The sequence below is a fragment of the Bombella sp. ESL0380 genome (genome assembly GCF_009725805.1).
Lineage (GTDB): Bacteria > Pseudomonadota > Alphaproteobacteria > Acetobacterales > Acetobacteraceae > Bombella > Bombella apis.
The window spans coordinates 388,995-415,397 of sequence record NZ_WNIH01000003.1; the positions used below are offsets into that span (position 1 = coordinate 388,995).

Consider the following 26,403-nt stretch of genomic DNA (forward strand, 5'->3'; position numbering starts at 1 on the left):
TTCGTAGAAATTTGGGACGAGGAATACCGGTTTTGTCAGGATTGCGTACGAAAAGGTTCCGGCCGATGGCCGTTCGACTGGCTCTGCTGGCTTCTGTCTGTACGGCACCGGCTTTGCTCTGTGCGGCAGAGGCAGCCCCCCAGAAGGGGCGCAGCATCCATCATGCCCGCCGGTCTGCGGGGGATGGCTATGCGCCGGCCGGTGGTCTGATCCAGGCCATCGAAGTCCACGGCAATACCCGGATCGAGACCAGTACCGTCCTTTCCTACATGGTCGTGCAGCCGGGCGACAGTTTTGACCGTGATGCGCTGAACCGTTCGCTGAAGACACTTTACGCTACAGGTCTCTTCAGGGATGTGACGCTGAGGCGTGAAGGCAGCACCCTGCTGGTGGAGCTGACGGAAAATCCCGTGGTGAACCGGATTGTCTTCGAGGGGAACCATGCCCTCAAGGACAAGGACCTGATGAAGGAGATCAGCCTGCGGACCCGTGCCGTCTTTTCGGCCCAGACCGTGGCTGTGGACAGGCAGAAAATCCTGAACATGTATGCGGCCCGTGCCCGCTATGGGGCCACGGTGGTGCCGCAGGTCATCCGTCTGTCCCACAATCGTGTTGATGTGATCTTCAACATCAATGAATCCCAGCAGACACTGGTCCGGAAGATTGCTTTTGTTGGCAATGACAGTTTCAGCGAAGCTGCCCTGTCTCATGTCGTGTCTTCCAAGGAACATGCCTGGTACCGTTTTTTTTCTTCCTCGGATGAATATAACCCGGAGCGTATCCGCTACGATGCGGAACTGCTGAGACGTTTCTATCTGCATAGCGGCTTTGTGGATTTCCACATGGTGGATGCCACGGGTGAGCTCTCTCCGGACCACAAGAGCTTCTACGTCACCTACACCCTGCATGAAGGGCCACGGTACCGTCTGGGCAAGATTGGTGTGCGTTCCAATGTGCATCATGTCACGGCTGACACGATGAAGAGGCACATCGAGGTTTACAAGAACCAGTATTATGACGGTACGGCCGTGCAGGACAATGCGACGGACATGCAGGAGTGGCTCCAGGCCAACGGGCACCCGTTTGCCATGGTCCGGCCTGAGATTGCCCGCAATCCTGAAAAGAAGGTCGTTGACCTGCTGTTTGATATTGTCGAGGGGCCGCATGTTTATGTGGAGCGGATCGACATCAACGGCAATACGATCACACGTGACCATGTGATCCGCCGCAACCTGCCGATGGTCGAGGGCGATGCCTATACGCCGTTCAACCGCAAATATTCCAAGCTGGCCCTTCAGGATATGGGGTATTTCAGCAGCACCAATGTGGACCAGTCCCAGGGGTCTGCGCCGGACAAGGTCAATGTCAGTGCCAATGTGGTGGAGAAGCCAACCGGCGAGTTCTCCCTCGGCGGTGGGTACTCGACCGATGCCGGTATCATGGGGAATCTCGGGTTGAAGCAGCATAACCTGCTGGGGACCGGGATTGATGCCGGGTTCTCCGGTACGGTTGCCTATTATGAGAAACAGGCCGACCTGTCCGTGACGGACCCATACTTCCTCGGGCGCAATTTCGTGGCCGGGTTCGACATTTATACGATCCAGAACAATTACCAGACGTATCAGAGCTATAATGAAGGCCAGTATGGTGCGTCTGTCCGGCTTGGTTATGCCTATAACCGGTATCTTTCCCAGTCCTGGACCTATACGGTCGTGGACCGTCACGTGGGTAACGGGGTGCCGGGGTCGCAGTATCCGGGGTGGGAAGATGACACGCCGTCCGTTTATGTGCGTGATGCCGCAGGCTGGTCGCTCCTTTCCCAGATTGGCACGAACATCACTTATGACCGTCGTGACAACCGCATGAATCCACGGTCTGGCTACGTTCTCAGTGCCGGAGGTGATTTTGCCGGTCTGGGTGGCAACGAGAAATATTACCGTGTCAAAGCCAATGGCAGCTATTATCTGCCGCTGGATGACCTGACAGGCAGCCACAGCTGGGGCTTCCAGTTCAAGGGCGGTGTTGGCTACATGCATGACTGGAGCTCCAGCGGCGACCGCAACATCGTCGACAACTTCTACCTCGGTGGTCAGAACCTGCGCGGGTTCCTCCAGGGTGGTGTCGGGCCCCGCAGCAGTCATTACAAGGCGCCCTGCCACAGCGGTGCCGCCAATACGCCGCTGGGGCAGGCCCGGAATGGCTACTGCCCGGGTGCCGGACAGGAGGACCTGATCGGTGGTACTTTCATGTACACGGCATCTGTCCAGCTGAATTTCCCGCTGCCGATGGGTGACAGCCTTGGCATCTCCGGGCGTGGTTTCATCGATGCCGGTAGTCTTTCCGGCAAGCGTGTGAAGGACCGCAACCATTACCGTAACTGGAACGACCCGTACTATACGCCGATTGGCGGCAGCACCATGACGCCCCGTGTCTCTGGTGGTCTTGGTATTTCCTGGAAGAGCCCCTTCGGCCTGGTCAATATTGACGGTGCGGTCCCGATCCATCGTGAGCATGGGGACAGGCTTTATCCGGTTCGCTTTGGCTTCGGGCAGCAGTTCTGAGGAAAGGTGCAGGCCACGATGCCGGCTTCATTCCGGGCTGGCAGGGTGACCTGGGGGATGCCCATTTTCATAAAGAGGTTTTTCATGTCACGTTTTTCACTGCCTTTGACCCTGATGACCGTGAGTGCTCTGGCTTTCATGGCGGTTGGTTCTTCCGTGGCTGCTGATGGCAATGATGGAAACGGTGCCTGGTTTGTTCCGAAAACGGCCCAGCCATCGGCTCCAGCCGCCTCCCATCATCATGCGGCTCCGGCTGCTGCTCCTGCTCCGGCTGCTGTGCCGGACATGGCAGGCCTGGATGATGGTGGTGATGCTGGCGCTCCGGATGGGGAAGGCCAGCAGCAGGCAGCGCCCGTGCTGCCTCTGCCGCCTGTACCGTCTTCTCCGGCTGTTCCGAAGGAAGATGCCCCGCCGCCGGTTGTGCTTGGCCTCATCAGCGTTCAGGGTGTGATGCAGCTTTCCACGGCTGCGCAGGAAATGCAGCAGGTGCTTGGTGAGCGTCGTGACCGTCTGGCCCGTGCGGTGCAGAAGGAAGAGGGCGCCTGGCGGGAAGAGCAGCAGAAGCTTCAGGTTCAGGCTCGCACTCTGACATCCGACCAGCTCCAGCTCCGTGTCCGTCATCTGCAGGAGCGGCGTGCGAAGGATCAGAGGGATTTCAGCAACAAGGCCCGGATCATTCAGGAAGCCTATCAGGTGGCATTCCATCAGATCGAGCGTGTGCTGGAGCAGCGTGATGGAATCATTGCCAAGGTGGCTGCGGCCCATGGCATGAATCTTGTTCTGCATGCCGAGCAGGCTGTCCTGCATGTGGATGGTCAGGACATAACCGAGGAGGTAGCAGACCGTCTGAACAAGGTTCTGCCGCATGTCTTCATTCCGGATGACGGGGTGGACCCGGAGGTTCTGGCAAAATCCGGGAAGATGCCGACAACGGCTGATGAAGAACGCCTGATGAATCAGGCGGCTCCGCAGCAGCCTGCCGAGGCTCCGGCACAGGCCAAGGGGTCCATCCTGCGTCGCCAGAAGTAAGGGGAAGGGCGATGGTGGCGGACCAGCTCCCGGGTGATTCCCGTTTTTTCAGGCGGTGTGGCCCTTTTGCGTTGAAGCACCTTCTGGAAGTAACGGGAGCGGAGGCCGCAGGTTGCGCTGAGATGGGGGCGTCTTTCGAGGGCGTGGCCCCGCTTCATGCTGCTGGCCCGCAGCACATCTCCTTTCTGGACAACCGCCGCTATCTGCCCCTTCTCAAGGAGACGAAGGCTGGCGCCGTCGTGCTGGCCCCTGCTTTTGCGGACAAGGTGCCAGAAGGCTGTGCCGCTCTGGTCAGTCGGGAGCCCTATCTGGCATGGTCCCGGGTTGCCCGTCTGTTCCATCCTCTTCCGCCTGCACGGGCCAGCCAGCATCCGACGGCTGTCATTGGTGAGAATGTCGTCATTGGTGACCGGGTGGAGATAGGTCCTTTTGCGGTCATCGGCGATGGCGTGCAGATTGGTGATGGCTGTGTCATTGGGCCTCATGCCATGCTGGGGGACCATGTCGTGCTGGGAGATGGCTGTCGGATCGGGGCGCATGTAACTCTCACCCATGCTCTGCTGGGGGAGCGGGTCATCCTGTATCCCGGGGCCCGGATCGGGCAGGATGGTTTCGGCTTTGCGGTGGGGCCTGACGGATTTGAGACCGTTCCCCAGCTGGGGCGTGTCATCCTTGAGGATGGTGTGGAGATCGGTGCCAATTCAACGATTGACCGAGGCTCCATGCGGGATACGGTCATCGGGGCCGGGACCCGGATCGATAATCTGGTGCAGATTGGTCACAATGCCCGTCTGGGTCGGTGCTGCATCGTGGTATCGCAGGCTGGTGTTTCAGGTTCCACCGAGATTGAGGATTTCGTGACGATTGCAGCCCAGGCTGGGCTCATCGGTCATATTCACATTGGCAGCAAGGCCCGTATCGGGGCGCAGTGTGGCGTGATGAATGATGTGGAAGCCGGGGCTGATGTCATCGGCAGCCCGGCTATGCCGTTCAGGGAATTCTTCCGAAATGTGGCGACGTTGCGTAAGCTTTCGCGCAAGTAAGATGATCCAGTTGGTGTTTCGGGATTTTTTTTGGTAATAAGGTGTAGACATTGACTGCCTCTCCCCGCGGGGACAGGGGCGGACGGTTGCATTTTGTCGAAAAAAAAACCGGGAGATGAGATAAGTGGGTGATGCTGCTGGGCAGACACATCAGGTGCCTGAGAGCGTAGATGTGATGCAGATTATGAAGGCGATTCCTCATCGCTATCCTTTCCTCCTGCTGGACCGGATGGAAGAGATCAAGGCGGCGGAATCAGCCGTTGGCATCAAGAACGTGACAGTCAATGAGCCATTCTTCCAGGGGCATTTCCCAGCACGCCCTGTCATGCCGGGTGTGCTCATCGTTGAGGCCATGGCCCAGACGGCGGCCACGCTTGTCGTGCTGACACTGGGCAAGGCCTTCGAGGGCAAGCTGGTCTATTTCATGACGGTGGAGAATGCAAAATTCCGTCGCCCGGTCGGGCCGGGGGATCAGCTGCGCATTCATGTCAACAAGGAACGCGCCCGTGGAACGGTCTGGCGGTTCCGTGGGGTTGCCAAGGTTGATGGAACCACGGTGGCGGAAGCATCTTTCAGCGCCATGATCGTGGACTGATCCTGATGCCAGAACCGGGACAGCGCCCTGGAAAAACCGAGATTCATCCCACGGCTCTTGTGGATCCACGGGCGTCCCTCGGTCAGGGAGTGAGGATTGGTCCCTGGTGCATGGTCGGTGCGGATGTGCGGCTGGGAGATCATGTCCGGCTGCACGCTTCTGTCATGGTGGACGGGCATACGGTGCTGGAGGATGGGGTGGAGGTTTACCCCTTTTCGACCGTAGGCTATCCCCCGCAGGACCTGAAATATGCTGGAGAGCCGACCAGGTGCCATATTGGTGCAGGGACGGTTGTACGGGAGAATGTGACCATCCATCGGGGCACGGCACAAGGCACGGGAGAAACCCGGATTGGCCGGGGCTGCCTGCTCATGGCCAATGCCCATATCGCTCATGATTGTGTGTTGGGTGATGGTGTCATCATCGTCAACAACGTAGTCATGGGGGGGCATGTCCTGATCGGAGACAATGCCAGGATCATGGGCTCTGCGGCCCTGCATCAGTTTGTCCGCATCGGGCATGGGGCTGTTGTCGGAGGGCTGTGCGGTGTGGAGATGGATGTCATCCCGTACGGCAGCGTCCTGGGTAACCGGGCCAGGCTGGTTGGGTTGAACTGGATCGGTCTCAAGCGGTCTGGCGTGGAGGCCAGTGAGATCCAGCAGATGCGTCTGGCGTTCCGGGAGCTTTATCCACGGTCTGGCCGTGGTGGGCCGCTTTTGGGAGAACGCATGGACCAGGTGCGTCAGCGTTATGGTCACATTGAGCGTGTACGGGAAATGCTACGCTTCATGGAGGCTCCCAGCCGCCGTGGGCTGACGCGGCCGGGGCAGGCTGGCAGTGACAGGGATGTTGACAGGTGAGCAGGCCTGCACGGGTTGGGATCCTGGCCGGTGGCGGGCCGCTTCCAGCCCAGGTGGCAGAGGCTCTCAGGAAAAGAGGGCGGGAGCCTTTTCTCATAGGCTTCCAGGGTTTTGCTGATGAAGCCCTGCTGGCCCCTTATTCTCATGAAATGATCCGTCTGGCAGCGGCCGGTGCGATCCTTCGGTCTCTGCGTCGGCAGGGATGTTCCGAACTTGTCCTGATAGGACCTGTCCGCCGGCCCTCATGGCGGTCTCTGCGGCCAGATGCGGAGGGGGTGCGCCTGCTGGCCCGGCTTGGGCGTGCCCTGTTTGCCGGTGATGACGGCCTGCTGGCATCCATCATCCGGCTGCTGGAAGAAGAAGGCTTCCGGGTGCGGGGAGCGCATGAATTCCTGGATACGGAGAGCAATCGCTGGGGAGCATGGGGCAGGGTTCCCCCTGACCGTCAGGCCATGGCCGACATTCATCAGGCCGTGCGCATATTGTCTGTCATGGGGCCTCTGGATATAGGGCAGGGATGTGTGGTGCAGAATGGCCTGACACTGGCTGTTGAGGCCCTTGAAGGAACGGATGCCATGCTGCATCGCTGTGGAGGTCTGCGGCAGGATGGGGTGGCTGGTGGGGTGCTCGTGAAAATGCCAAAGGCAGGACAGGAGCTGCGGGCGGACATGCCTGCCATTGGGCCGGTCACTATCAGGAATGCGGCAGCAGCCGGGTTGCGGGGGATCGCCTTTCCCGCACGGCTTACCTTGGTCATGGAGCCAGATCGCTGTATAAAGGAGGCGGATCGTCTGGGACTGTTTCTCTACGGGCTGGGACCAGACTTCCTTTCTGACAAAAGGACATAAAGATATATGAGCATCTATCTTCATACGATGGTCCGTGTGCGGGACCTTGATCGCAGTCTGGCTTTTTATCACCTTCTGGGCATGCGTGAACTCCGTCGGCTGGAGGTGCCGGAGGGGCGTTTCACGTTGGTTTATATTGGTTATGAGGGTAATGCCCGTGGTGAGGCCGAGATCGAACTGACCTATAACTGGGATCAGACCGAGGATTACACACACGGGACAGGCTTCGGGCATTTTGCTGTTGGCGTGCGTGATGTCGCAGCAGCCGTGGACGTGGTCCGCCAGGGCGGTGGGCGTGTCACCCGTGAGGCCGGACCGATGGGCAATACGGGTATTGTCATTGCCTTCGTGCAGGACCCTGATGGCTACAAGATCGAGCTGATTGAAAAGAAGGACGCCTGAGCTCAAAAGCCGGGTACAGCTTCGGGATCTGTCCGCTCTGGATGGAATTGCAGGATTGACAGGGCAGGGCCATCCCCTTAAAAGCCACTCCCTGAGTGGAGGGGCGTTACTGGGTGCGTCCTGTTCTGATACACGCCTTCACAGGTGTGTTGTTGAGATTAGAGGATTGAAAAGATGAAGCGCACATATCAGCCTTCCCGTCTGGTTCGTAAGCGTCGCCACGGTTTCCGCACGCGTTCCGCTACTGTTGGTGGTCGTCGTGTTCTGGCAAGCCGTCGCGCCAAGGGCCGCAAGAAACTTTCTGCCTGAGCATGAAACAGCCTGACCGCCTGAAGAAGCGGTCGCAGTTTCTGCGTGTGGCCCGCAAGGGCCATAAGGTCGTGTCTCCCGGGCTGATTGGCCAGGTTCTGCCGGAGCCGGGGGACGTGACGGTACGGGCCGGTTTTACCGTGACCAAGAAGGTCGGTAATTCTGTCGTGCGCAACCGTACCCGTCGCCGCCTACGGGAGGCTCTCCGCCTGGTGGTGAAAGAGGAAGGCTGTTCTTCCTCTGGTGATCTCGTCCTGATCGGACGCGCCGCAACCAGAAAGCGGCCTTTCCCCCTTCTGAAGCATGACGTGCGTCGGGTTCTGCAGGCCCTTGGCCGGGAAGAGGCAGAGTGAGGGCGGCCAGCGGGCTGTTTTCGCTTCTTCTGTTGGGGCTGATAAGGCTCTATCGCCTGTTCCTCAGTCCATTCATGGGACGGCAGTGCCGTTTTTATCCCAGTTGCAGCGTTTATGGCGAGGAAGCCATCCGCCGTCATGGTCCTGTGCGGGGTGGGTGGCTGACACTTTGCCGCATTTGCAGATGCCATCCTTTTCATCCGGGTGGCGTGGACTATCCCCCCTGATCCGCCTCTGATGCTCTGGCAGAAAATGTAAAAAAAATGGCGTGGCTATTGTTTTGAGGACGATTTTACGCCAGTGAAGAGGCAATCTACCCTTCCAGCATGAAGAAAGAGCGGCTCCAGCCCGATGGAAAGTAGCAAACGTATTATTCTGGCCGTCATCCTGTCGGCCATGATCCTGATCGGTTTCAACATCTTCCTTCCGCCGGACAGACACAAACCGGTGGAGGATCAGGGGTCTGCTCCGGCACCAGCGTCTGCCGTGCAGCAACCCGCTCTGGCATCTCCGGCGCCTGCTGGCCCTATGGATGAGGCGGATGATCACCAGGAACATCGGCTGAAGGTTACGTCATCGGATGTGCAGGGTTCCTTCAACCTTCGTGGTGCACGGCTGGATGATCTGGAGCTGACCCGCTATCGTGAGACGATTGCCAAGGACAGCCCTCTGGTCCGTCTGCTGGACAGGGCAGGCAGTGCCCAGCCGACCTATCTGGTCATTGGCTGGGAAAATGCTGCCGGGTTCACCACCCGTCTACCCAATGACCATTCCCTCTGGCAGGTTGATGGGGAGCAGACCAGCCTGACGCCGGAATCCCCGGTCAGCCTGCATTGGGACAATGGGGCAGGGGTCCGCTTCCTCATTCATCTGGAGCAGGACCACCACTACATGGTGACGGTGCGGCAGGAGGTGGAGAACCATTCCGGCCAACCCGTGTCGGTCTATCCGTTCCAGCGTGTCCAGCGTGACTATCTGCCGGAGGATACCGGTTCCTTCACGGCTTATGAGGGGCCAATCGCCGTCATGAATGGCCGTCTGGCGGACAAGGGGTACAAGTCCCTGCGGACTGATGGCAACGGCCCGGACCATGTGTCATGGACAGACGCCGGAAAAGGCGGCTGGGGTGGCATCACGGATAAGTACTGGCTGACAGCCGTTGGGGCGGATGCGTCTGCCAACGTGCGCATCCGGTACAGTTACCTGCCGGAAGAGCACGGGTCCTATCGTGTGACCTTCACTTCGCAGGAGCCGCAGGTCATTCAGGACGGGGCCCGCCTCGGGCAGGGCAGTTACCTGTTTGCCGGGGCCAAGGAGCCGGGCCTGCTGCGCTATTATGGTCGCAAGCTGGGGCTGCCCCGTTTTGATGACAGCATCGACTTCGGCTGGTTCAGCTTCCTGACGAAGCCGATCCTGTTTCTGCTGCACTGGCTCTATGCGCATATCGGCAATTTCGGCCTTGGGCTGATGGCCATGACACTGATCGTCAAGATTGTCCTGTTCCCGCTGGCCTCCAAGGCGGCGCAGTCTTCGGCCCGCATGCGCATGATTGCGCCGAAGGTCACGGAGATACGTGAAAAATACAAGAATGATCCGGCAACCATGAACCAGAAGGTCATGGCCATGTATAAGGAAGAGAAGATCAACCCGGCAGGTGGATGTCTGCCCATGCTGATCCAGGCACCGATCTTCTTTTGCCTGTACAAGATGCTCAATCTCAGCATCGATGAGCGCCATGCGCCCTTCTTTGGCTGGATCAAGGACCTTTCCGTACCGGACCCGACCAATCTGTTCAATCTGTTCGGGCTGCTGCCGTTTGATCCCACGCACATCTTCTCCTTCCTGCATCTCAGCATCTGGGGGGCGGCACTGGGCATCACCTTCTGGCTGCTCCAGAAGCACAGCATGGTCAGCATGGACCCGGCCCAGGCCCGCATCATGCAGTTCATGCCCATCGTGTATGTCTTCGTGATGTCCAGCTTCCCGGCGGGCCTGCTGGTCTACTACACATGGAACAACGTGCTGACTTTCCTTCAGCAGCATTACATCGAGCGTCGGACCAGCCTGCCCGTGCCGTTGATCGGTCGCAAAGGCAAGGCACCGCGCAAGGGCGGTGAGAAGAAGAAGGGCTCGTGATGGAGCAGATGCAGACAGTCCTGCCCAGCGAGGATGAGCTGGAGGAAGGACGCAGACTTTTTTCAGGTCCCTGTGATTTCTTCTTCGGGGCGCAGACAATCGAGCAGCTGCCCCCGCCCGACCGGGCGGAGGTGGCGTTTGCTGGCCGCTCCAATGTGGGCAAGTCCAGCCTCATCAATGCGCTGACAGGCCGGAAGGCTCTGGCCCGGGCTTCGTCCGAGCCGGGGCGGACCAAGCAGCTCAATTTCTTCAATCTGGGGGGGAGGCTCTCCCTCGTGGACATGCCCGGTTACGGCTTTGCCAAGGCCTCCAAAGCGGTGAAGGAAGATTGGCAGAGGACGATGTTCGCCTATCTGCGGGGCAGGCCGAATCTGGCCCGCGTGATCCTGCTGATTGACGGGCGTGTGGGCCTCAAGGCTTCCGACAGGGAGGTCTGCGACCTGTTGGACAGGGCCGCTGTGGTGTTCCAGATTGTACTGACGAAATGTGATGCTCTGTCGGCTTCCGCTCTGGCCACACGGCAGAAAGAGGTGGAGGCTTTGGCAAAGACCCATGCGGCGGCTTTCCCGCATATTGTGGCAACAAGCAGTACGACATCATTGGGGATTGCCGAGCTGCGTGGCATAATGGCCCGCTTTGCCGAGCCCGCCGGTACACGGCCCTGAAAAGTTTTTCTGTATAGTGAAATGCCCATGTCTTCTTCTGATACCTCTTCTACCGCTTTCCCGGATGCCCTGATGGCCCATGGTGGCCTGCTGAGCGACCAGCAGCAGGCTGCCGTCCTTGCCGGTGCGCTGCCTTATCTGCGCCGTTATGCTGGCGACACCATCGTGGTGAAGTATGGTGGCCACGCCATGGTCGAGAACAGCCTTGCCGCCACCTTTGGCCGGGACATTGCCCTGCTCAAGCTGGTGGGCATCAACCCGATCGTGGTGCATGGCGGTGGTCCGCAGATCAACAGCATGATGAAGCGGCTTGGTGTTGAGTCCCGCTTCATTGATGGCCTTCGTGTCACGGACCGTGAGATGATCGACGTGATCGAGATGGTTCTCTCCGGCACGGTGAACAAGCAGGTGGCCGATCTCATCAGCCACGCTGGAGCGTTGGCCGTGGGCATTTCGGGGCGTGATGGGCGTCTGATCCAGGCCAGCCGTCTTGTCCATTATCACCGGACGGAAGGAAACGGGCGGGAAGCGGTCGATCTGGGCTTTGTCGGCAAGCCGGAGCATGTGGACCCCCGGGTGCTGTATGCCCTGCTGGGGGCTGGCCTGATCCCGGTCGTGGCGCCGCTCGGGGCTGGGGATGAAGGTGAGATTTACAACATCAATGCGGATACGGCTGCTGGTGCGGTTGCCGGTGCCGTGCGGGCCTCCCGCCTGCTGATGCTGACGGATGTTCCCGGCGTGCTGGATGAGAATGGCCAGCGCATCGAGGAGCTGACAGCCGAGGAAGCCCGCCGTCTCATCCGGGAGGGGCACATCACGGGCGGCATGATTCCCAAGGTGGAGACCTGCCTCAAGGCCGTGCAGGCCGGGGCCAAGGCGGCCGTCATTCTGGATGGTCGGGTGCCACATACCTGCCTGCTGGAACTCTTCACCAGGGCAGGGCAGGGTACGCTCATCAAGGCGGACTGAGAGATGGGGCAGGGCAGCCTGCCTGGATTATGGTTGTAGAATAAGGAGCGTTTTATGGATCACGCAGAGCTTCGCAAGCAGATTGAAACCCTTTGGGAAGACCGTGCCAGCCTGTCCCCGCAGACGCAGGGTCAGGCCCGTGATGTCGTGGAAGCCGCTCTTGCCGGGCTGGATGACGGGACCTTTCGCGTTGCCGAGCAGCAGGAAGATGGACGTGTCGTGCATGAATGGCTGAAGAAGGCCGTCCTCATGTCCTTCCGCCTGTATGAATCCGAGCCGATGGCCAATGGCTGCGGTGGGGCTCCGGGTTTTGACAAGGTGCCGCTGAAATTCGCCGGCTGGGGCAAGGCAGAGTTCGAGAAGGCCGGGTTCCGGGCCGTTCCGGGGGCTGTCGTCCGCCGTTCCGCCTACATCGCTCCGGGTGTCGTGCTGATGCCGAGCTTCGTCAATCTGGGTGCCCGTGTCGAGAGCGGCACGATGATCGATACATGGGCCACGGTCGGCTCCTGTGCACAGATCGGCAAGAACTGCCATATCAGCGGTGGTGCCGGGATCGGCGGTGTTCTGGAGCCGCTCCAGGCCGCACCGGTCATCATCGGGGATGACTGCTTCATCGGTGCCCGTTCCGAGGTGGCCGAGGGCGTGGTCGTGGAGCGTGGCTCAGTCCTCTCCATGGGCGTGTTCCTTGGGGCCTCCACCAAGATCGTGGACCGTACGACGGGTGAGATCCATATGGGGCGTGTTCCGGCCTACTCCGTGGTCGTGCCGGGAACCCTGCCGCCGAAGACTCCGGGCGGGCCGTCCCTGGCCTGTGCCGTGATCGTCAAGCGTGTTGACGAGCGGACACGCTCCAAGACATCCATCAATGAGCTGCTGCGTGACTGAGTGACCTCATGAGCCATCCATCATCTCCTTCCAATCCCGTCGCCCTGTTGCAGGACCTTCTGCGGTGCCGCTCCGTCACTCCGGCGGATGACGGGGCACTGGGCGTCGTGGCCCGGTCGCTGGAGATGATGGGGTTTGAGGTCACACGCCTTGCCTTCGGTCCCGAAGGCGGGCAGACGCCCAACCTCTATGCCCGGCTGGGACAGGGCGGTCCCTGTCTCTGCTTCGCAGGGCATACGGATGTCGTTCCTCCCGGTGAGGGCTGGAGCTGCGACCCTTTCGCCGGAGATATCCGGGACGGGCATATCTACGGCCGTGGCACGGCGGACATGAAGGGCGGTGTCGCCGCTGCTCTGGCTGCCGTAGCCCGCAGGCTGGAGGCCGGACCGCTGAAGGGCAGTCTGGCCTTCCTCATAACGGGGGATGAGGAAGGACCGGCCCGGTATGGCACCCGTTCCGTGCTGGAATGGATGAAAGAACAGGGCGAGGCCCCGGATTTCTGCCTGCTGGGCGAGCCGACCAATCCGGCTGAAATGGGCGAGGTCATCAAGATCGGTCGCCGTGGCAGCATGAATGTGGTGATTACCGTCAAGGGCACGCAGGGGCATGTGGCCTATCCGCATCTGGCAGACAATCCCATTCACCGCCTTGTGCCGATCCTGCATGATCTGACATCCCGCACGTTGGATCACGGCAGTGACTGGTTTGCTCCGTCTTCCTTGCAGATCACGAGTGTGGATGTCGGGAATCCGGCCACCAACGTCATTCCCGCCACGGCACAGGCCCGGGTGAACATCCGTTTCAATGACCTTCATACGAGCGGCAGCCTGCGCAACTGGATTGAGGATGTCGTTGCCTGCCATGCGCCGGAGGCTGATCTTGATGTGGCTGTCAGCGGGGAATCTTTCCTGACGGAACCCGGTGCCGAGGTGGAGAAACTCTCCCAGGCCGTGCAGGCCGTGACGGGGAGGACGCCGAAGCTCGACACGGGCGGGGGAACATCCGACGCCCGCTTCATCACGCATTGCTGCCCCGTGGCGGAGTTCGGGCTTGTGGGGGCCACCATGCACAAGCGTGACGAGCATGTGTCTCTGGCCTCCGTGGAGCAGCTGACACAGGTTTATCTGGAGTTCATGCAGCGTTTTGGTGTCTGAGCTTCTTTCACAATGATGGATGTCTGGGAAACCCGCCCGTCTGAGGCGGGTTTTCTGTATACAGGGCGGGACTCTGTAGCACGGCCGATACTGGAAAGAGGAGAGAGCCCCGCATGTCCAGAGGGAACGGGTCATCACGGATGAGGTTGTTGGCCCCTGCCACGCTGCGGTCCTTCGTCCGGCGTGACGGGCTGGGGCTGTTCCTGCTGGCCCTGCTGACGGGGGGACTGGCGGGCTGCTGTGTCCTGCTGATCAATGTCGTGACCCTCGGCCTGCATGTCGTGTTCTATGGCCTGCATAATGGTGGCAGACTGTCGGAACTGCCTGCACTGCCACTATGGCGTTGTCTGCTGGTGCTGGGCGGTGGTGGTCTGGCGGTTGGCGGGCTGAGTGCCCTGCTGCGTCGCTGGATGAAGCGGCGCCCGGTGGACCCGGTGGAGGCCAATGCCCTGCATGGCGGGCGCATGTCCGTCCGGGACAGTATCAGTCTTGCCGTGCAGACGGTCCTGTCCAACGGCGTGGGGGCCTCCATCGGGCTGGAGGCTGGCTATGTGCAGATATCCGCTGCTTTCGGTTCGTGGCTGGGGCGGGTCTTCCATGTCCGGCGGGAGGACATGCGGATTCTGGTGGGGGCCGGGGCGGCCGGGGCTGTCAGTGCCGGGTTTGATGCTCCGATTGCCGGAGCCTTCTATGCGTTCGAGCTGGTGCTGGGAACGTACAGTCTTGCCAACCTGTTTCCCATTGCGCTGGCGGCCATGGCCGGGCTGGGTGTCCGGCATCTCATGCGGATGGATGGCGGCCTGCCACCGCTGGTGACCAGCTGGCAGATGGGCTGGGCTGATGTGCCCGGGGTCAGCCTGCTGGCCATTCTGTGTGCTTTCGTGGCCATTCTCATCATGTACTGCGTGACGCAGACCCAGGCGGTGTTCCAGAAGCTGCCTGTACCGGTCTGGCTACGGCCTGTCGCTGGTGGTCTGCTTGTGGCCTGTCTGGCGGCACCTTTCCCCTCGGTCCTGTCGGCCGGGCATGGTGGGGTTGGGCTGGTGCTGAAGGGGGAGATCGTGCCGTCCCTGGCTCTTCTGCTGCTGGTCCTCAAGGCGGTGGCGTCGTGCCTGTCCATCGGGTCGGGTTTCCGGGGTGGCCTGTTTTTTGCCTCGCTGTTTCTGGGTGTTCTGGCCGGTGAGGCATTCGGGGCTCTTCTGGCTCCTTATGGTCTGGCCCCGGCTGATGGTCATGTCTGTTCCGTGTTGGGCATGGCGGCCATGGCCACGGCCATCATTGGAGGCCCCATGACGATGATCTGCATGGTGCTGGAAATGACGGGGATCATGCCGCTCAGCAGTGCCGTGGTGCTGTCGGCCACCCTGTCCCTGCTGACGGTCCGGAGGCTCTTCGGATACAATTTCGCGACATGGCGTTTTCACCTGAGGGGAGAGACCATCCGGTCCGCCGTGGATGTGGGCCGCTTCCGTACCCTGACCGTGCAGAAGCTGATGCGGGCACAGGTCCGCAGCTTTCCGGCGTCCATGACCATCCGGCAGGCACAGGCGCAGCTGACACTGGGGATTGAGGAGCGGCTCGTGCTGGTGGATGAGGAGGGCCGGTATCAGGGAATTGTCCTGGTGTCCGAGATCACGGCGGCCTGCGCAGGCGAGGAGCCTGTCTCCAGTCTGGCCTGCTATCGGGACATCATGCTTGAGCCGCACATGACCATCCGTGAGGCAGCCGACCTGTTTGCAGAGGCGGAAGCTGACGTGCTGGCCGTGGTGGAAGACCGTCAGTCCCGCCAGCTTGTCGGGCAGCTGAGCGAACGGCACACGCTGCGCTGCTACGCCGTGGAGCTGGAGCGCAGCCGCCGGGACCTTGCCGGGGATGGACGTTTTTCCGTGTGATGGTCCGTCCCCGGTGGAGCGGACTTATGGAGTGGTGCCGAGGATGGCCTGTCCGGCACTGTAGATGTGATAGAGGCTGCTGGCGGGCATGTGGTCCGTGGCAGTTTTTCCCTGCTCATCCAGCCGGTCGATCCACCCACCATTGAGCGGGGCCGGGGCATAATGGGTGAAGAAGAGCTGGCTCATGGTGGCGAGCCGTTCCTGCCGGGACTGGAGATCCGCCGGACCATGCTGGGCCAGAAGGCGCATCATTTCGGTCTGGGGCCAGATGCGTGTGGAGGCTTCTAGCATCGAGCCATCATCCAGCAGGGCATCCGGCAGGAGAGGGCCGGGAGCGGTCTTCTGAAGGCGGTCATGGAGGCGCTGCTGCGCCTGACGGGCAGTAGCGGCGTGCCTGCCATCGGGGGCAAGACGGAGATACTCGCCCAGTAGCCAGCACCATTCCGCCTGATGGCCGGGTTCGACACGGTTCTGGCCCGCAGGCCGTTCCGGCTTCCATTCCGGCGTGAAGAATTCCAGCAGGGCATCCATTCCGGCCGGGATGAAGGAGTGCAGGGCCAGTTTCAGGATGGCGTCGGCATGATGGAGGAACACCTCCCGACCCGAGACCTCGAAAAGTGTCAGACAGGCTTCCAGCAGATGCATGTGGGGGTTCTGGGAGTGCCGGTCCGACGTGGCAGGCAGGACATCCCGGTATCCGCCATGTGTGGAGGGGAAGAGCTGGTCGATTTCGGCCAGGCTGGCCTCAGCCCTGTGCAGCAGGGCGGGGTCTTTGCCCAGACGGTAGGCCCATCCATGGGCAAAGAGGATGAAGGCGTGGCCGTACAGGTCCCGTTTTGCGTCGGAAGGGGCCAGATCAGGCCCAAGGGCGAAGACCCAGCCTGCGCTGCCGTCGGCCCGGTGATATTGCTGCGTGACATGGTCCAGCACCGTCAGGGCCTGCTCCCCGGCGTCGTAATGGCCGTTCAGGGCGGCCTGACAGTAGGTGGCGATCTGCCGGGCCTGCACCATCAGGCGGCGATGGGGCAGGGTGATGGGGGTGGCCTCAAAGGTCAACCGCTCGTGATAGAGGCCTGCATCCCTGTCGAAACCGGCCTGGGACCAGAGGGGCAGAGCCTTGTGGAGCAGCCAGTCCTGCCATGTCTGTCTGTATGTCATTGTTGGGTGTCCTTTGCCGGGTGGCTGTCATCCATCGTCTGCACGATGCGGCTTGTGGAATGTCCGTCCAGCAGCGGGGCCAGACAGACACGCCCGCCATGTTCCCTGACGACATCACCCCCGATGACCTCATCTTCCCGGTAATCGGCCCCTTTCACGAGGACGTGGGGCTTCAGGGCGGAGATGATGTCCAGTGGCGTGTCCTCATCAAAGAGGACGACCAGATCGACATGCCGCAGGGCACGGATGACCGTGGCCCGGGCCTGTTCGGTCTGGAGCGGGCGGCGGGGGCCTTTCAGCCGCCTGATGGAGGCGTCGGTGTTGAGGGCGACGATCAGCTTGTCACCCTGGCTGGCGGCAAACTGGATGAGCGAGACATGGCCGGGATGGAGCAGGTCGAAACAGCCATTCGTCAGGACGACGGAGGCTCCGTGCCGTTTCCAGTTCTCCACGATGGCGCAGGCGTCGGGCAGGGGAAGGCAGGCTCCGCTGTCGGCGATTTCTTCCAGCAGCTTCTGGTGCAGTTCGTCCCGGGTGACAAAGGCCGTGCCCAGCTTGCTGACGGCAATGGCGGCGGCCGTGGTGGCCATGGTCACGGCACTGGCCAGGGAGCGGCCACTGGCCAGGGCGCAGGCGATCGTGGCGATGACGGTGTCTCCGGCCCCAGAGACGTCATAGACTTCTGAAGGATGGGCCCGGCAGTGCAGCGGGGCGGCCTTCTGCTGCCAGAGCGTCATGCCTTTTTCGGAGCGTGTGAGGAGAATGTCGCCGCCCGTCAGCGGGGCGATGGCGGCGCAGGCCTGTTCCACCTCCTCATCATCCGTCAGTGTCCACGGGCGGCCTGCCGGGTGGGCGATGCCGGAGGCGGCAAGGGCCTTGCCGAGTTCCTGCCGGTTGGGTGTCAGCAGGCTGGCCCCCCGATAGGCGGAGAGATCGGCCCGCTTGGGGTCCACCAGAACGGGAATGTTCCGGCTGCGGGCGGCCTCCATGACGGCGTGCAGGACACGGTCGGAGAGGACACCTTTGGCATAGTCGGAGCAGATGAGAATCCGGGATGTTTCCAGTGCCTTCAGGGTGGAGGCGATGAGGGCTTCCTCGGTGGCCCTGGAGAAAGGGACGAGCTTTTCATTATCCAGCCGGACGATCTGCTGCCGCCCGCTGAGGACACGGGTCTTCGTGATGGTTGTCCAGCTGGCATCATCGACCAGACTGTCCAGCCTGATCTCCTGCCAGACCGAAAGGGCCTGACGGAGCGTTCTGGCCGCCTGATCCGTACCTACCACGCCGACCAGATGGACCGGATGACCGAGGGCGGCCACGTTCACGGCCACGTTGGCGGCTCCGCCGGGCGTGGACCGCTGGTGGCTGCTCAGCAGGACAGGGACGGGGGCTTCCGGCGAGATGCGGGTGACATCCCCGGTGATGTACTGGTCCAGCAGCAGATCACCCAGAATGGTGATGGCACCGTCATTCAGCGTGTCAGTCAAAAAACGTCCCTCCCTTCAGGAGACAGCACTGCCCGTGAGTGGCGTTCGGCAGCGTCCGTGGCCTCATGTCTGGAGGGGAAAGTTTAGGATGTTTTTACCGCTCTGTCGTCAGGGAAAGGGTCTTATCCAGCCCGGGAGAGGGTCTGCGGCACAATAAATAAATTTTTATACATTTTTTAAGTTGACAGTGGTAATTATGACACATACTCATGCAATACAGACTGAAACAAAAAAAACAGGGCCGGGAAGTACGTAATGTCTCGTCATGTTCACTTTATATCCGGTCTTCCCCGCTCAGGAAGTACCCTTCTTAGTGTTCTTTTAGGGCAGCATCCTGACATTTACTGTGCAGAATATTCAACGCCTGTCTGTTCTCTCATGACAAAGATGCTTTCCGTTATTTCAGAAGGTGAATATAAAACTGAATTTAGCGATGAAAAGGTCATGAATCTTCTTAAGAAGACAATGGACACATATCATGACCTGCCATCAAGGCCGAATTTGGTCATTGACAATAATCGGGCCTGGTGCAGCAAGCTTCAGCTTCTGGACTATCTCTACCCTGATGCAAAAGTGATCTGCTGTGTGCGTGATCCTGTCTGGGTGATCAACTCCTTTGAGCGCATCATTGGCAGGGACCCGACGCTTTCATCCTATCTCGTGCCCGTGGAACATCGGGCCACTCTTCATCAGCGGGTGAATTATCTGCTGTCTCCTGCGGGGGCTTTCGGTTTTGCGTATCAGGCCTTGCAGGAGGCGTTTTTCGGACAGTTTTCGTCCAAACTGGTACTGGTTGATTATGACAGCCTAGTGACACAGCCCCTGTCCGTCATGCGCCTTCTGGAAAAGGAACTGAACGTTCCTGCTGCCACTTATGACATGGACAATGTCCGTTACACGCCTCCTACGGCATACGACAAGGCTCTGGAAACGCCGGGGCTGCATGAGATTGCCCCGAAGGTGGAACCTCAGAAGCATCCTCTCATATTGCCACCCGATGTCGTGAACCGTCTTGCTGGGGGTGCATTCTGGAGGGACAGAAGCATGAACCCGAAGTCGGTACGGATCATATGAAAACCAGCAGAGTTTATGGCCGGAAAGGATCATCCGGGTAGCCGACATCCATCAGGCACAGCCCGTCGGGGGGAGCGGTGGGACCAGCCTTGCAGCGGTCCCGGGCTTCCAAAGCCTCCTTTACACGGTCCGGATGCCATTGATGATGGCCGACCAGAGCCAGCGTTCCCACCATGTTGCGGACCTGATGGTGCAGGAAGGACCGGGCCTGCACGTCCACATGGACATGGTCGCCGGAGCGGGTGATGGTGAGTTCATCCAGCGTCCGCAGGGCGTCCCGGGCCTGGCAGGCCGCCGCCCGGAAGGAGGTGAAGTCATGCCCGCCCAGCAGATGGTTGGCGCCTTCCTGCATGGCCTCGACATCCAGCGGGGCACGGATGTGCCAGACGAACCCTTCCTGCATGGCCGGACGGGCCGGACGGTTGAGGATGGTATAGCGGTAACGCCGCCATGTGGCGGAGAAGCGGGCGTTCCAGCCCTCGGGGGCCGGGGCGGCTTCCAGAATGGAAATGGGATGGGGCTTCAGATGGTAGCCGATGGCGTCCCGCACGGCCTTGCGGCTGAGGGGGGCATCATCGGGAAAGTCCAGATGGGCCACGAGTCCGGCGGCATGGACGCCTGAATCGGTCCGGCCCGCCGTCACGCTGCTGACCCTGCGACCCTGCGTGAGATGCTCGGCGGCCTCCTCGATGAGCTGCTGGACGGAAAGGCCACTTTTCTGGCGTTGCCAGCCGACATAGGGCCGCCCGTCAAATTCGATGCGGATGGCCCAGCGGCTGATGCCGGGCGGGGCGGCGTCAGTCAAGGCGCATCCCTCTGTCCAGTTTCGTGCCACGGAGGAAGGCTTCCCGGTCCATCATGGCCCGGCCCGGTTTCTGGATGCGTTCGATCCGCAGGCAGCCTGTCCCGCAGGCAATGGTCAGCCTGTCATCCAGAACCGTGCCCGGAGCGGGAGCCGAGGCCATGAGGGCGGCAGTTTCGGCCTCGTCAGGCAGGCTGACGGCTCCGATGCGGTAGGTCTGCCCCTCCAGCAGCGTGTAGCTGCCGGGCCACGGAATGAAGGCCCGTACCTGACGTTCAATCTCCACGGCAGAACGGCCCCAGTCGATCTGCCCGTCCTTGCGTTCCAGTCTTGGAGCGTAGCAGCTCCGGGAATCATCCTGTGGAACGGCAGTTGGCTGTTCCTCCAGCGTGCGGACGACCAGCTGGGCACCGATCCCAGCCAGCCGGTCATGCAGGCTGCCTGCCGTGTCCTCGGGTGTGATGGGGGTGGCCTCGGAGAGAAGGACGGCTCCGGTATCCAGCCCCTTGTCCATCTGCATGATGCAGACGCCGCTTTTGGCATCTCCGGCCCGGATGGCGGACTGGATGGGCGAGGCCCCTCGCCAGCGGGGGAGCAGGCTGGCATGGATGTTCAGGCAGCCCAGCCGGGGAGCTTTCAGGATGGCTTCCGGCAGGATGAGGCCGTAGGCAGCCACGATGGCGGCATCGGCCTTCAGGCTCTGGAAGAAGGCCAGCTCCTCATCATTGTGGCGCAGTTTTTCCGGGGTCCGCACGGGAATGCCGAGCGCATCGGCTGCCTCATGAACGGGCTGACGCCGCAGGGCCTTGCCCCGGCCTGCGGGACGGGGGGGCTGCGTATAGACGGCGACAATCTCATGCCCGGCCTCGATCAGGCCGTGCAGGGCCGGGACGGAAAAATCCGGCGATCCCATGAAAACGAGGCGCATGGGTTATCGTCTCCGCTTCTGTTCCTTGGCCAGACGGCGCATGATCATGTGGCGCTTCAGGGAGGACAGATGATCGACGAACAGGATGCCATCAAGATGGTCGATTTCGTGCTGGATACAGGTGGCCAGCAGGCCGTCCGCATCCTGCTCGATGGTCTGGCCGTCCAGGTCACGATAGCGGACACGGATGGATTCCGGCCGGATGACCTCGGCATACTGGTTGGGGAGGGAGAGGCAGCCTTCCTCCCGCACGGCCAGGGTCTCGGTGGACTCGATGATCTCGGGATTGATGAGGACCATCGGTCGGCGGGGTTCATCCTCCCGGGCGACATCAACCAGCACGAAACGCTGGCTGAGCCCCACCTGCGGGGCGGCCAGACCTATGCCGGGGGCCTTGTACATGGCGGAGAACATGCCCGGCAGGGCCTCACGGAGGGCCGTCATGTCTTCCGGGCGGACCTCATGGGCCACCTGGCTCAGCACGGGCTGGGGGGCAACAAGGATTGATGTCGGGGCGATGTCATCAAGCCGGTCGAGAAACTCTAAATTTTTCATGGCAGGCATGTTAGCGGCTGGCTGTGTGTAATGCCAGCCTGTTCTTTGATGCGGCAGGCCGGGGCATGGCGGGCCTTGCATCATGGTCTTTCCATCCTCATATCAGCGGGGACGGGCGATGCCTTGTGTAGGGTCGTTCGTCTTCATTCACGTCTCGCTCCCTGAGGAGGCATTTTAGAGCCATGTCGTCTGGACGTCTTTTCACTTCCCCCATGTTTCTGGGGTTTGATCATCTGGAACAAATGCTTGAACGGGCATCAAAAACAGCATCGGATGGGTACCCGCCCTACAATATCGAACAGCTGAGCCGCACGGCACTCCGCATCACGCTGGCTGTTGCAGGTTTTGTCATGGATGATCTCCAGATCACCCAGGAAGACAACCAGCTCGTGATTCGTGGGCGGCAGGCGGATGACACGCAGGGGCGCGTTTTCCTGCACCGTGGGATTGCAGCACGGCAGTTTCACAAGGCCTTTGTTCTGGCAGAGGGAATCGAGATTGCTGGAGCCTGGCTGGATAACGGCCTGCTGCACATCGACCTTCATCGCCCGGAGCCGGAGGTGCGGGTGAAGCATATTGCCATCCAGCAGGGCAGTTCCGGGGGAGCCGTACGGGCCCCGGCACCACCAGCCCGTGATGTGGAGCTGGCCCGTGATCTTCCTCCTGTCGCAGAGGAGGAGCCTTTTGGCCGGGAATGATGAGAGGGGAGCCTCTGCCGACGCTGGGTTGGCAGGGGACATGCAGGTCCGGGCCCGTACCATGACGGGTGCGGAGCTGCGGGACTGGGGGATGAAGGAAGTTGCCTATTTCCGGACCATAACGCATGAGGGGGCCACGCTGGTGGCCATTCATGCAGCGGACGGCACCCCGGTTGGCATTGCCGAGGATGAGGACAGTGCCGTGGATGCCATCCTGGAGCAGGACATGGTGCCGACCTTCCTGCAATGAAGGGCCAGCCGTGGGGCTGCCCTTTCCTGGCGGAGGGAAGGCTGGATCATCGTCTGTTTTGCGAGCGGCAACGTGTCTGAATCCAGTCAAACAGCAGGCATAGGGGAAGGACTATGACGACCATGCAGGCGAGGTCGAGGAGGTCACTGTGTCCGATGCCCCAGTAGAGGCCCAGCTGGTGGGAGGTACGGTCCGAGATCATGCTGCACGTGACGAAAGAGCAGGTCTGTGAACCTTCGAACAGGATTTTTTTCATGGCCTCCCCAGTATCCGGAGTGGACATGGGCACATCCACTTTTCCTGACAGATACTGGCAGCTCATTATGGCAGGGGTGTGAAAGAATTTTCCCCCCTTACAGGGAGAAATTTTCTCCCAGATAGACCCGGCGCACGTCCTCGTTGGCCACGATGGCTTCCGGTGTTCCTTCCATCAGGACACGGCCGCCATGAAGAATATAGGCCCGGTCGATGACCTCCAGCGTTTCACGCACGTTGTGGTCCGTGATGAGAACGCCGATGCCACGGTCCTTCAGATGGGAGACGAGGGCACGGATCTCGCTGACGGCAATGGGATCGATCCCGGCCAGTGGCTCATCCAGAAGGATGTAGTTTGGCTGGCTTGCCAGGGCGCGGGCGATCTCGAGACGGCGGCGTTCACCCCCCGAGAGAGCCAGGGCAGGAGAGTGGCGCAGACGGGTGATGCCGAATTCAGCCAGCAGGCCATCCAGCATGGCCTGCCGCCTGTCCCGGTCCTTCTCGACGGCTTCCAGAGCAACAAGGATGTTCTGCTCGACATTGAGCCCTCGGAAAATGCTGGCTTCCTGCGGCAGATAACCGACTCCCAGCCTGGCCCGCCGGTACATGGGCAGGGGGGTGATGTCGGCACCATCAAGCGTGATGCTGCCCATGTCTGTCTGCACCAGCCCGACAATCATGTAAAAGCTGGTCGTTTTTCCTGCACCATTCGGGCCAAGCAGCCCGACAGCCTCGCCACGCTGCACGTGGAGAGAGACATCATGGACGACGGTGCGCTTTTTGTAGCTTTTGCCGATACCCCGGGCAGCCAGGCCTGGTTTCCCCTGATTTTCCTGCATGGTCATTTGCCTGCCTCATTGGGGACGATCAGCCCCTGTACGGGATCGCTGGAGCCGGAGAGCATATGGGAGACGCCGGTCTTCATGTTCACGATGGCCTGCGAACCATTGTTCTGGTTCTGCCCCTGCGTGACACGGACATGGCCGATCAGCCGGGCCAGCTCCGGTCCGGCCAGATAGACGCCACGGTCTCCGGTAGCGGTCTGCCGGTCCGTACGGATGACCACATGGCCCCAGCCATAGGCCCGGTCCAGATTGCCACTCTTCGCTTTTTCCCCACCAGCAGCCTGGCTGGCCCTGTTGGCGGCTTTCTGGGCATCGGAAAGTTCCACAGCCTGCATGACATCAGCGGTGATGCGTTTGCCGTCACTGGTATTGACGGTCGCTTCTCCCCAGCCAATGGAGGTATGGGTCTGGGGGTGATATTCCACAAGGTCCCGAGCTGTCATGAGCTGACGGGGCGTAGTGAATTTCATGGCTTTGCCCGTCATCAGCAGGACGGCCCTGTCAACATCGTACAGCCCGTGATCGCCCCAGCCCTGATCTTCCAGATTGTAGATATGGACATGGCCGAAGGCCTCAACACGGTACAGTTCCATGTCGCTGCTGCCACCATTTTTCTGGCTCTCATCAGTACTGGATGTGCCTGCGGCCTGCTTTTTCGGGCGCAGATAACCGATGAGTGTATCGGCATCGACAGTCATGTCGCCCCGCTGGGCACGGGCACCCCCCGTCAGGGTAACGGTCTGGCGGTTATGGTCGTAGATCTCTTCTTTCTTCCAGAAAAGATGGACGACCTGCCCATGGGCCTGATCCCCGGGTGTCGGGTCGGCTGCCAGAGCAGTGGGAGAGGGGGCCAGGGCCTCGGCCAGAAGAAAACCGGCAGCGGCAAGAAAAGCATGAGGGCGGGAAAAAACAGGGAGACGCATCATGCTTCCTTTATGGGCTTTTCGGCGTTGCGGGAGAAGAGGGGGCGGGTGATAAATCCTCAAAATGATCCGTACGTCCGGCACCGAGAAATTGGAGAGTCCCTGTCTGCTGGTCCATGAAGGCGCCTTCTGCATCCTGCGTGCCGAAGGGCCCTTCGGCATGGACCCAGTCATGCGTGGCGATGACCTGCTGGGGCAGGTCAATATCGGCTGAAGGGCTGTTCAGCAGGACGCCGTCACTGCGGTAGATCACGACATGGCCGTTCAGTGTCAGCGTCTGTTCGTGCTGGAGATACATGCCGCTATCCGCCCGGGCATGGACCCACTGATGATTGTGCAGCAGGATGTCTGCCTCAGGCTCGGTCATGTCGATGCGGTCCGGCTCGCTCTGGCGGGCAATGCGGGATGTGATGGTATAGGGGCGGTCCTGCGAATCAAGATCGTGGTAGGCGGCATGTTCCATCATGCCGCTATCCGTATGGGCATGACGCATGCTGGCCAGAATGGCGCTGTTCTGGTGGATCAGATGATTGATTTCCGGCCATATGGCGACCGAGAACAGCAGGAACATCGCAAGACCGGGGAGACCCCATTTGGCCCGCTTCAGCAGCAGGCTCCGTCTGGCCATGGCTTCGGCTGAAGGGGGCGTGCGTCGTCTGGCCATGCTTTCCTGTCGCATGGCATCCAGCTGGCGGGTCTTTTCCAGACGGTCCGGGTCAAAATCTTCCCGGTTGGGCTGCGGTGCGTTCATGAGAGACCTGCCCGCAGGAGATCATGCAGATGAAGAATCCCGACAGGGCGACGCTCTTCATCCAGAATGAAAAGACTGTTCACCGGGACAGGGCGGTCATTCATGAGGTGCCGTATGTCCTGAGCCCGCATGTCTGCCGTGCCCGTCAGGGGCGTGCGGTTCATGATCTCCACGGCCGTGGTGTTGTCGAGATCACGGTCCAAAGCGGGGCGGAGGTCACCATCGCTGATGAGCCCGGCAAGGCGGCCTTCGTCATCCAGAATGCCGATGCAGCCGAAACTCTTGTGGGTGATTTCCAGAATCACGGCACGAAGGGACATGTTTTCATGGCCCAGTGGCATGTCCTGCCCTGTATGCATGAAATTGCTGACGGGGCGGAGCTGGGCACCCAGCGTCCCTGCCGGATGCAGGAGACCGAAATCATGCGCATTGAAGCCACGGCGTTCCAGCAGGGCGATGGCCAGCGCATCCCCCAGGGCCAGCTGGAGCAGGCAGGAGGTCGTCGGGGCCAGTCCCATCGGGCAGGCTTCCGGCGCGGCAGGGAGGATGAGGGGAATCTGCACCGACTGGGCCAGTGTCGATGAGGCCCGTGTCGTAAAGGCGATCTGCGTGAGATTCAGGCGGGCTGCATGAAGCAGGACTGGCGCCAGCTCGTTGGTCTCGCCGGAATTGGAGAGATAGAGGATGACATCATCGGCCTCTACCATGCCGAGATCCCCGTGGGCGGCTTCGGCAGGATGAAGGAACAGTGATGGTGTTCCCGTGGAGGCCAGGGTGGCGTTGATCTTGCGACCGATATGGCCGGATTTCCCCATCCCTGTCAGGATGAGGCGGCCTTTCATGGACAGTATGGCAGTGAGAGCGGCTTCAAACCCTTCCTGCATGGGGCCACGCAGGCACGCCTCGAGCTGCTCAAGCCCCTGACGTTCTGTCTGGAGGGCACGGCAGGCGGTCGAGAGGGAAGATGAGGTCATGG

The 26,403-nt window shown here is 60.9% G+C and carries 28 protein-coding genes; 19 read left to right on the forward strand and 9 right to left on the reverse strand.

Going from position 1 to position 26,403, the window contains the following annotated elements; genetic code table 11:
- The first annotated feature begins 65 nt into the window (after positions 1 to 65).
- The 16 genes from bamA (at position 66) to GM608_RS02940 (ending at position 15,701) form a co-directional block, all read left to right on the forward strand.
- Entirely contained in the window at positions 66 to 2,561 is a 2,496-nt protein-coding gene (gene bamA / locus GM608_RS02865) for an outer membrane protein assembly factor BamA (RefSeq protein ID WP_043560665.1), read from the forward strand.
- A gap of 84 nt (positions 2,562 to 2,645) precedes the next feature.
- A complete protein-coding gene (locus tag GM608_RS02870; RefSeq protein WP_408863024.1) occupies positions 2,646 to 3,590 on the forward strand; it encodes an OmpH family outer membrane protein in 945 nt (314 codons plus the stop codon).
- A gap of 11 nt (positions 3,591 to 3,601) precedes the next feature.
- Positions 3,602 to 4,633, forward strand: a complete 1,032-nt coding sequence (gene lpxD / locus GM608_RS02875) for a UDP-3-O-(3-hydroxymyristoyl)glucosamine N-acyltransferase (protein WP_043560663.1) — start codon at positions 3,602 to 3,604, stop codon at positions 4,631 to 4,633.
- Positions 4,634 to 4,808: 175 nt separating this feature from the next.
- A complete protein-coding gene (gene fabZ / locus GM608_RS02880; protein WP_154981692.1) occupies positions 4,809 to 5,228 on the forward strand; it encodes a 3-hydroxyacyl-ACP dehydratase FabZ in 420 nt (139 codons plus the stop codon).
- 5 nt (positions 5,229 to 5,233) lie between these two features.
- Positions 5,234 to 6,088, forward strand: a complete 855-nt coding sequence (gene lpxA / locus GM608_RS02885) for an acyl-ACP--UDP-N-acetylglucosamine O-acyltransferase (RefSeq protein WP_086431108.1) — start codon at positions 5,234 to 5,236, stop codon at positions 6,086 to 6,088.
- Positions 6,085 to 6,936, forward strand: coding sequence for an LpxI family protein (locus GM608_RS02890; protein WP_043560655.1), 852 nt, complete (start codon positions 6,085 to 6,087; stop codon positions 6,934 to 6,936). Before lpxA ends, GM608_RS02890 begins: the two co-directional genes overlap by 4 nt.
- A gap of 6 nt (positions 6,937 to 6,942) precedes the next feature.
- Positions 6,943 to 7,338: a lactoylglutathione lyase gene (gene gloA / locus GM608_RS02895; RefSeq protein WP_043560652.1), complete on the forward strand. Its 396-nt coding sequence runs from the start codon at positions 6,943 to 6,945 to the stop codon at positions 7,336 to 7,338.
- 174 nt (positions 7,339 to 7,512) lie between these two features.
- Entirely contained in the window at positions 7,513 to 7,647 is a 135-nt protein-coding gene (gene rpmH, locus GM608_RS02900) for a 50S ribosomal protein L34 (protein WP_081563011.1), read from the forward strand.
- A gap of 2 nt (positions 7,648 to 7,649) precedes the next feature.
- Positions 7,650 to 8,000 carry a ribonuclease P protein component gene (gene rnpA / locus GM608_RS02905; RefSeq protein WP_043560650.1) on the forward strand — a complete coding sequence of 117 codons (351 nt, stop codon included), beginning with the start codon at positions 7,650 to 7,652 and terminating at the stop codon, positions 7,998 to 8,000.
- On the forward strand, positions 7,997 to 8,227 hold the full coding sequence (yidD, locus tag GM608_RS02910; RefSeq protein ID WP_248460467.1) for a membrane protein insertion efficiency factor YidD: 231 nt from the start codon (positions 7,997 to 7,999) through the stop codon (positions 8,225 to 8,227). Before rnpA ends, yidD begins: the two co-directional genes overlap by 4 nt.
- 124 nt (positions 8,228 to 8,351) lie before the next feature.
- The gene (gene yidC, locus GM608_RS02915) at positions 8,352 to 10,136 is read left to right on the forward strand and encodes a membrane protein insertase YidC (protein WP_081563014.1); all 1,785 of its coding nucleotides are present in this window, start codon (positions 8,352 to 8,354) and stop codon (positions 10,134 to 10,136) included.
- Positions 10,136 to 10,801: a ribosome biogenesis GTP-binding protein YihA/YsxC gene (yihA, locus tag GM608_RS02920; RefSeq protein ID WP_373364570.1), complete on the forward strand. Its 666-nt coding sequence runs from the start codon at positions 10,136 to 10,138 to the stop codon at positions 10,799 to 10,801. Before yidC ends, yihA begins: the two co-directional genes overlap by 1 nt.
- Before the next feature lie 72 nt (positions 10,802 to 10,873).
- The gene (gene argB, locus GM608_RS02925) at positions 10,874 to 11,770 is read left to right on the forward strand and encodes an acetylglutamate kinase (protein WP_043561420.1); all 897 of its coding nucleotides are present in this window, start codon (positions 10,874 to 10,876) and stop codon (positions 11,768 to 11,770) included.
- 54 nt (positions 11,771 to 11,824) lie between these two features.
- Complete coding sequence (gene dapD, locus GM608_RS02930) at positions 11,825 to 12,655, forward strand: 2,3,4,5-tetrahydropyridine-2,6-dicarboxylate N-succinyltransferase (RefSeq protein WP_081563016.1); 831 nt, start codon at positions 11,825 to 11,827, stop codon at positions 12,653 to 12,655.
- Between the two features lie 8 nt (positions 12,656 to 12,663).
- Positions 12,664 to 13,809, forward strand: a complete 1,146-nt coding sequence (gene dapE, locus GM608_RS02935; protein ID WP_081563017.1) for a succinyl-diaminopimelate desuccinylase — start codon at positions 12,664 to 12,666, stop codon at positions 13,807 to 13,809.
- Between the two features lie 140 nt (positions 13,810 to 13,949).
- Positions 13,950 to 15,701: a chloride channel protein gene (locus GM608_RS02940; RefSeq protein ID WP_249109325.1), complete on the forward strand. Its 1,752-nt coding sequence runs from the start codon at positions 13,950 to 13,952 to the stop codon at positions 15,699 to 15,701.
- Between the two features lie 24 nt (positions 15,702 to 15,725).
- Here the strand turns inward: GM608_RS02940 and GM608_RS02945 are convergent, their stop codons facing one another.
- Both GM608_RS02945 and rfaE2 read right to left on the reverse strand, forming a co-directional pair.
- Positions 15,726 to 16,859 carry an AGE family epimerase/isomerase gene (locus tag GM608_RS02945; RefSeq protein WP_333644975.1) on the reverse strand — a complete coding sequence of 378 codons (1,134 nt, stop codon included), beginning with the start codon at positions 16,857 to 16,859 and terminating at the stop codon, positions 15,726 to 15,728.
- Positions 16,856 to 18,346, reverse strand: a complete 1,491-nt coding sequence (rfaE2, locus tag GM608_RS02950; RefSeq protein ID WP_249079421.1) for a D-glycero-beta-D-manno-heptose 1-phosphate adenylyltransferase — start codon at positions 18,344 to 18,346, stop codon at positions 16,856 to 16,858. Before rfaE2 ends, GM608_RS02945 begins: the two co-directional genes overlap by 4 nt.
- Before the next feature lie 255 nt (positions 18,347 to 18,601).
- Between rfaE2 and GM608_RS02955 the strand changes: the two genes are divergently transcribed.
- Positions 18,602 to 19,420 (forward strand): sulfotransferase, encoded by an 819-nt coding sequence (locus GM608_RS02955; protein ID WP_193599791.1) that lies wholly within the window; start codon positions 18,602 to 18,604, stop codon positions 19,418 to 19,420.
- Positions 19,421 to 19,433: 13 nt separating this feature from the next.
- Here GM608_RS02955 and truA read toward each other — a convergent pair whose 3' ends face one another.
- From truA to def, 3 genes are read right to left on the reverse strand one after another with little or no spacing between them, the layout of a single operon-like run.
- Positions 19,434 to 20,225, reverse strand: a complete 792-nt coding sequence (truA, locus tag GM608_RS02960) for a tRNA pseudouridine(38-40) synthase TruA (RefSeq protein ID WP_182040316.1) — start codon at positions 20,223 to 20,225, stop codon at positions 19,434 to 19,436.
- On the reverse strand, positions 20,218 to 21,150 hold the full coding sequence (fmt, locus tag GM608_RS02965) for a methionyl-tRNA formyltransferase (RefSeq protein WP_333644976.1): 933 nt from the start codon (positions 21,148 to 21,150) through the stop codon (positions 20,218 to 20,220). The genes truA and fmt overlap by 8 nt, the downstream gene beginning before the upstream one ends.
- Positions 21,151 to 21,153: 3 nt before the next feature.
- Entirely contained in the window at positions 21,154 to 21,705 is a 552-nt protein-coding gene (gene def / locus GM608_RS02970; RefSeq protein WP_333644977.1) for a peptide deformylase, read from the reverse strand.
- A 182-nt stretch (positions 21,706 to 21,887) separates the two neighbouring features.
- On the opposite strand from def, the gene GM608_RS02975 reads away from it, so the two are divergent.
- Entirely contained in the window at positions 21,888 to 22,403 is a 516-nt protein-coding gene (locus GM608_RS02975) for an Hsp20 family protein (RefSeq protein WP_043560630.1), read from the forward strand.
- A complete protein-coding gene (locus tag GM608_RS02980; protein ID WP_227656560.1) occupies positions 22,390 to 22,653 on the forward strand; it encodes a DUF1150 family protein in 264 nt (87 codons plus the stop codon). The genes GM608_RS02975 and GM608_RS02980 overlap by 14 nt, the downstream gene beginning before the upstream one ends.
- Before the next feature lie 353 nt (positions 22,654 to 23,006).
- On the opposite strand, the gene lptB is transcribed toward GM608_RS02980, so the two are convergent.
- The 4 genes from lptB to GM608_RS03000 are packed head-to-tail and all read right to left on the reverse strand — an operon-like array spanning position 23,007 to position 26,401.
- Positions 23,007 to 23,747: an LPS export ABC transporter ATP-binding protein gene (gene lptB, locus GM608_RS02985; RefSeq protein ID WP_227449645.1), complete on the reverse strand. Its 741-nt coding sequence runs from the start codon at positions 23,745 to 23,747 to the stop codon at positions 23,007 to 23,009.
- Between the two features lie 2 nt (positions 23,748 to 23,749).
- Complete coding sequence (locus tag GM608_RS02990; protein ID WP_248630411.1) at positions 23,750 to 24,679, reverse strand: LptA/OstA family protein; 930 nt, start codon at positions 24,677 to 24,679, stop codon at positions 23,750 to 23,752.
- Between the two features lie 7 nt (positions 24,680 to 24,686).
- On the reverse strand, positions 24,687 to 25,427 hold the full coding sequence (lptC, locus tag GM608_RS02995) for an LPS export ABC transporter periplasmic protein LptC (RefSeq protein ID WP_043560612.1): 741 nt from the start codon (positions 25,425 to 25,427) through the stop codon (positions 24,687 to 24,689).
- Entirely contained in the window at positions 25,424 to 26,401 is a 978-nt protein-coding gene (locus GM608_RS03000) for an SIS domain-containing protein (protein WP_043560609.1), read from the reverse strand. The genes lptC and GM608_RS03000 overlap by 4 nt, the downstream gene beginning before the upstream one ends.
- Positions 26,402 to 26,403 lie beyond the last annotated feature (2 nt).

Coding starts and splice junctions, on each gene's coding strand:
- bamA (WP_043560665.1), top strand. CDS start 66: ATGGCCGTTCGACTGGCTCTGCTGGCTTCTGTCTGTACGGCACCGGCT.
- GM608_RS02870 (WP_408863024.1), top strand. CDS start 2,646: ATGTCACGTTTTTCACTGCCTTTGACCCTGATGACCGTGAGTGCTCTG.
- lpxD (WP_043560663.1), top strand. CDS start 3,602: ATGGTGGCGGACCAGCTCCCGGGTGATTCCCGTTTTTTCAGGCGGTGT.
- fabZ (WP_154981692.1), top strand. CDS start 4,809: ATGCAGATTATGAAGGCGATTCCTCATCGCTATCCTTTCCTCCTGCTG.
- lpxA (WP_086431108.1), top strand. CDS start 5,234: ATGCCAGAACCGGGACAGCGCCCTGGAAAAACCGAGATTCATCCCACG.
- gloA (WP_043560652.1), top strand. CDS start 6,943: ATGAGCATCTATCTTCATACGATGGTCCGTGTGCGGGACCTTGATCGC.
- rpmH (WP_081563011.1), top strand. CDS start 7,513: ATGAAGCGCACATATCAGCCTTCCCGTCTGGTTCGTAAGCGTCGCCAC.
- rnpA (WP_043560650.1), top strand. CDS start 7,650: ATGAAACAGCCTGACCGCCTGAAGAAGCGGTCGCAGTTTCTGCGTGTG.
- yidC (WP_081563014.1), top strand. CDS start 8,352: ATGGAAAGTAGCAAACGTATTATTCTGGCCGTCATCCTGTCGGCCATG.
- yihA (WP_373364570.1), top strand. CDS start 10,136: ATGGAGCAGATGCAGACAGTCCTGCCCAGCGAGGATGAGCTGGAGGAA.
- argB (WP_043561420.1), top strand. CDS start 10,874: ATGGCCCATGGTGGCCTGCTGAGCGACCAGCAGCAGGCTGCCGTCCTT.
- dapD (WP_081563016.1), top strand. CDS start 11,825: ATGGATCACGCAGAGCTTCGCAAGCAGATTGAAACCCTTTGGGAAGAC.
- dapE (WP_081563017.1), top strand. CDS start 12,664: ATGAGCCATCCATCATCTCCTTCCAATCCCGTCGCCCTGTTGCAGGAC.
- GM608_RS02940 (WP_249109325.1), top strand. CDS start 13,950: ATGAGGTTGTTGGCCCCTGCCACGCTGCGGTCCTTCGTCCGGCGTGAC.
- GM608_RS02945 (WP_333644975.1), bottom strand. CDS start 16,859: ATGACATACAGACAGACATGGCAGGACTGGCTGCTCCACAAGGCTCTG.
- GM608_RS02955 (WP_193599791.1), top strand. CDS start 18,602: ATGTCTCGTCATGTTCACTTTATATCCGGTCTTCCCCGCTCAGGAAGT.
- fmt (WP_333644976.1), bottom strand. CDS start 21,150: ATGCGCCTCGTTTTCATGGGATCGCCGGATTTTTCCGTCCCGGCCCTG.
- def (WP_333644977.1), bottom strand. CDS start 21,705: ATGAAAAATTTAGAGTTTCTCGACCGGCTTGATGACATCGCCCCGACA.
- GM608_RS02975 (WP_043560630.1), top strand. CDS start 21,888: ATGTCGTCTGGACGTCTTTTCACTTCCCCCATGTTTCTGGGGTTTGAT.
- lptB (WP_227449645.1), bottom strand. CDS start 23,747: ATGCAGGAAAATCAGGGGAAACCAGGCCTGGCTGCCCGGGGTATCGGC.
- GM608_RS02990 (WP_248630411.1), bottom strand. CDS start 24,679: ATGATGCGTCTCCCTGTTTTTTCCCGCCCTCATGCTTTTCTTGCCGCT.
- lptC (WP_043560612.1), bottom strand. CDS start 25,427: ATGAACGCACCGCAGCCCAACCGGGAAGATTTTGACCCGGACCGTCTG.
- GM608_RS03000 (WP_043560609.1), bottom strand. CDS start 26,401: ATGACCTCATCTTCCCTCTCGACCGCCTGCCGTGCCCTCCAGACAGAA.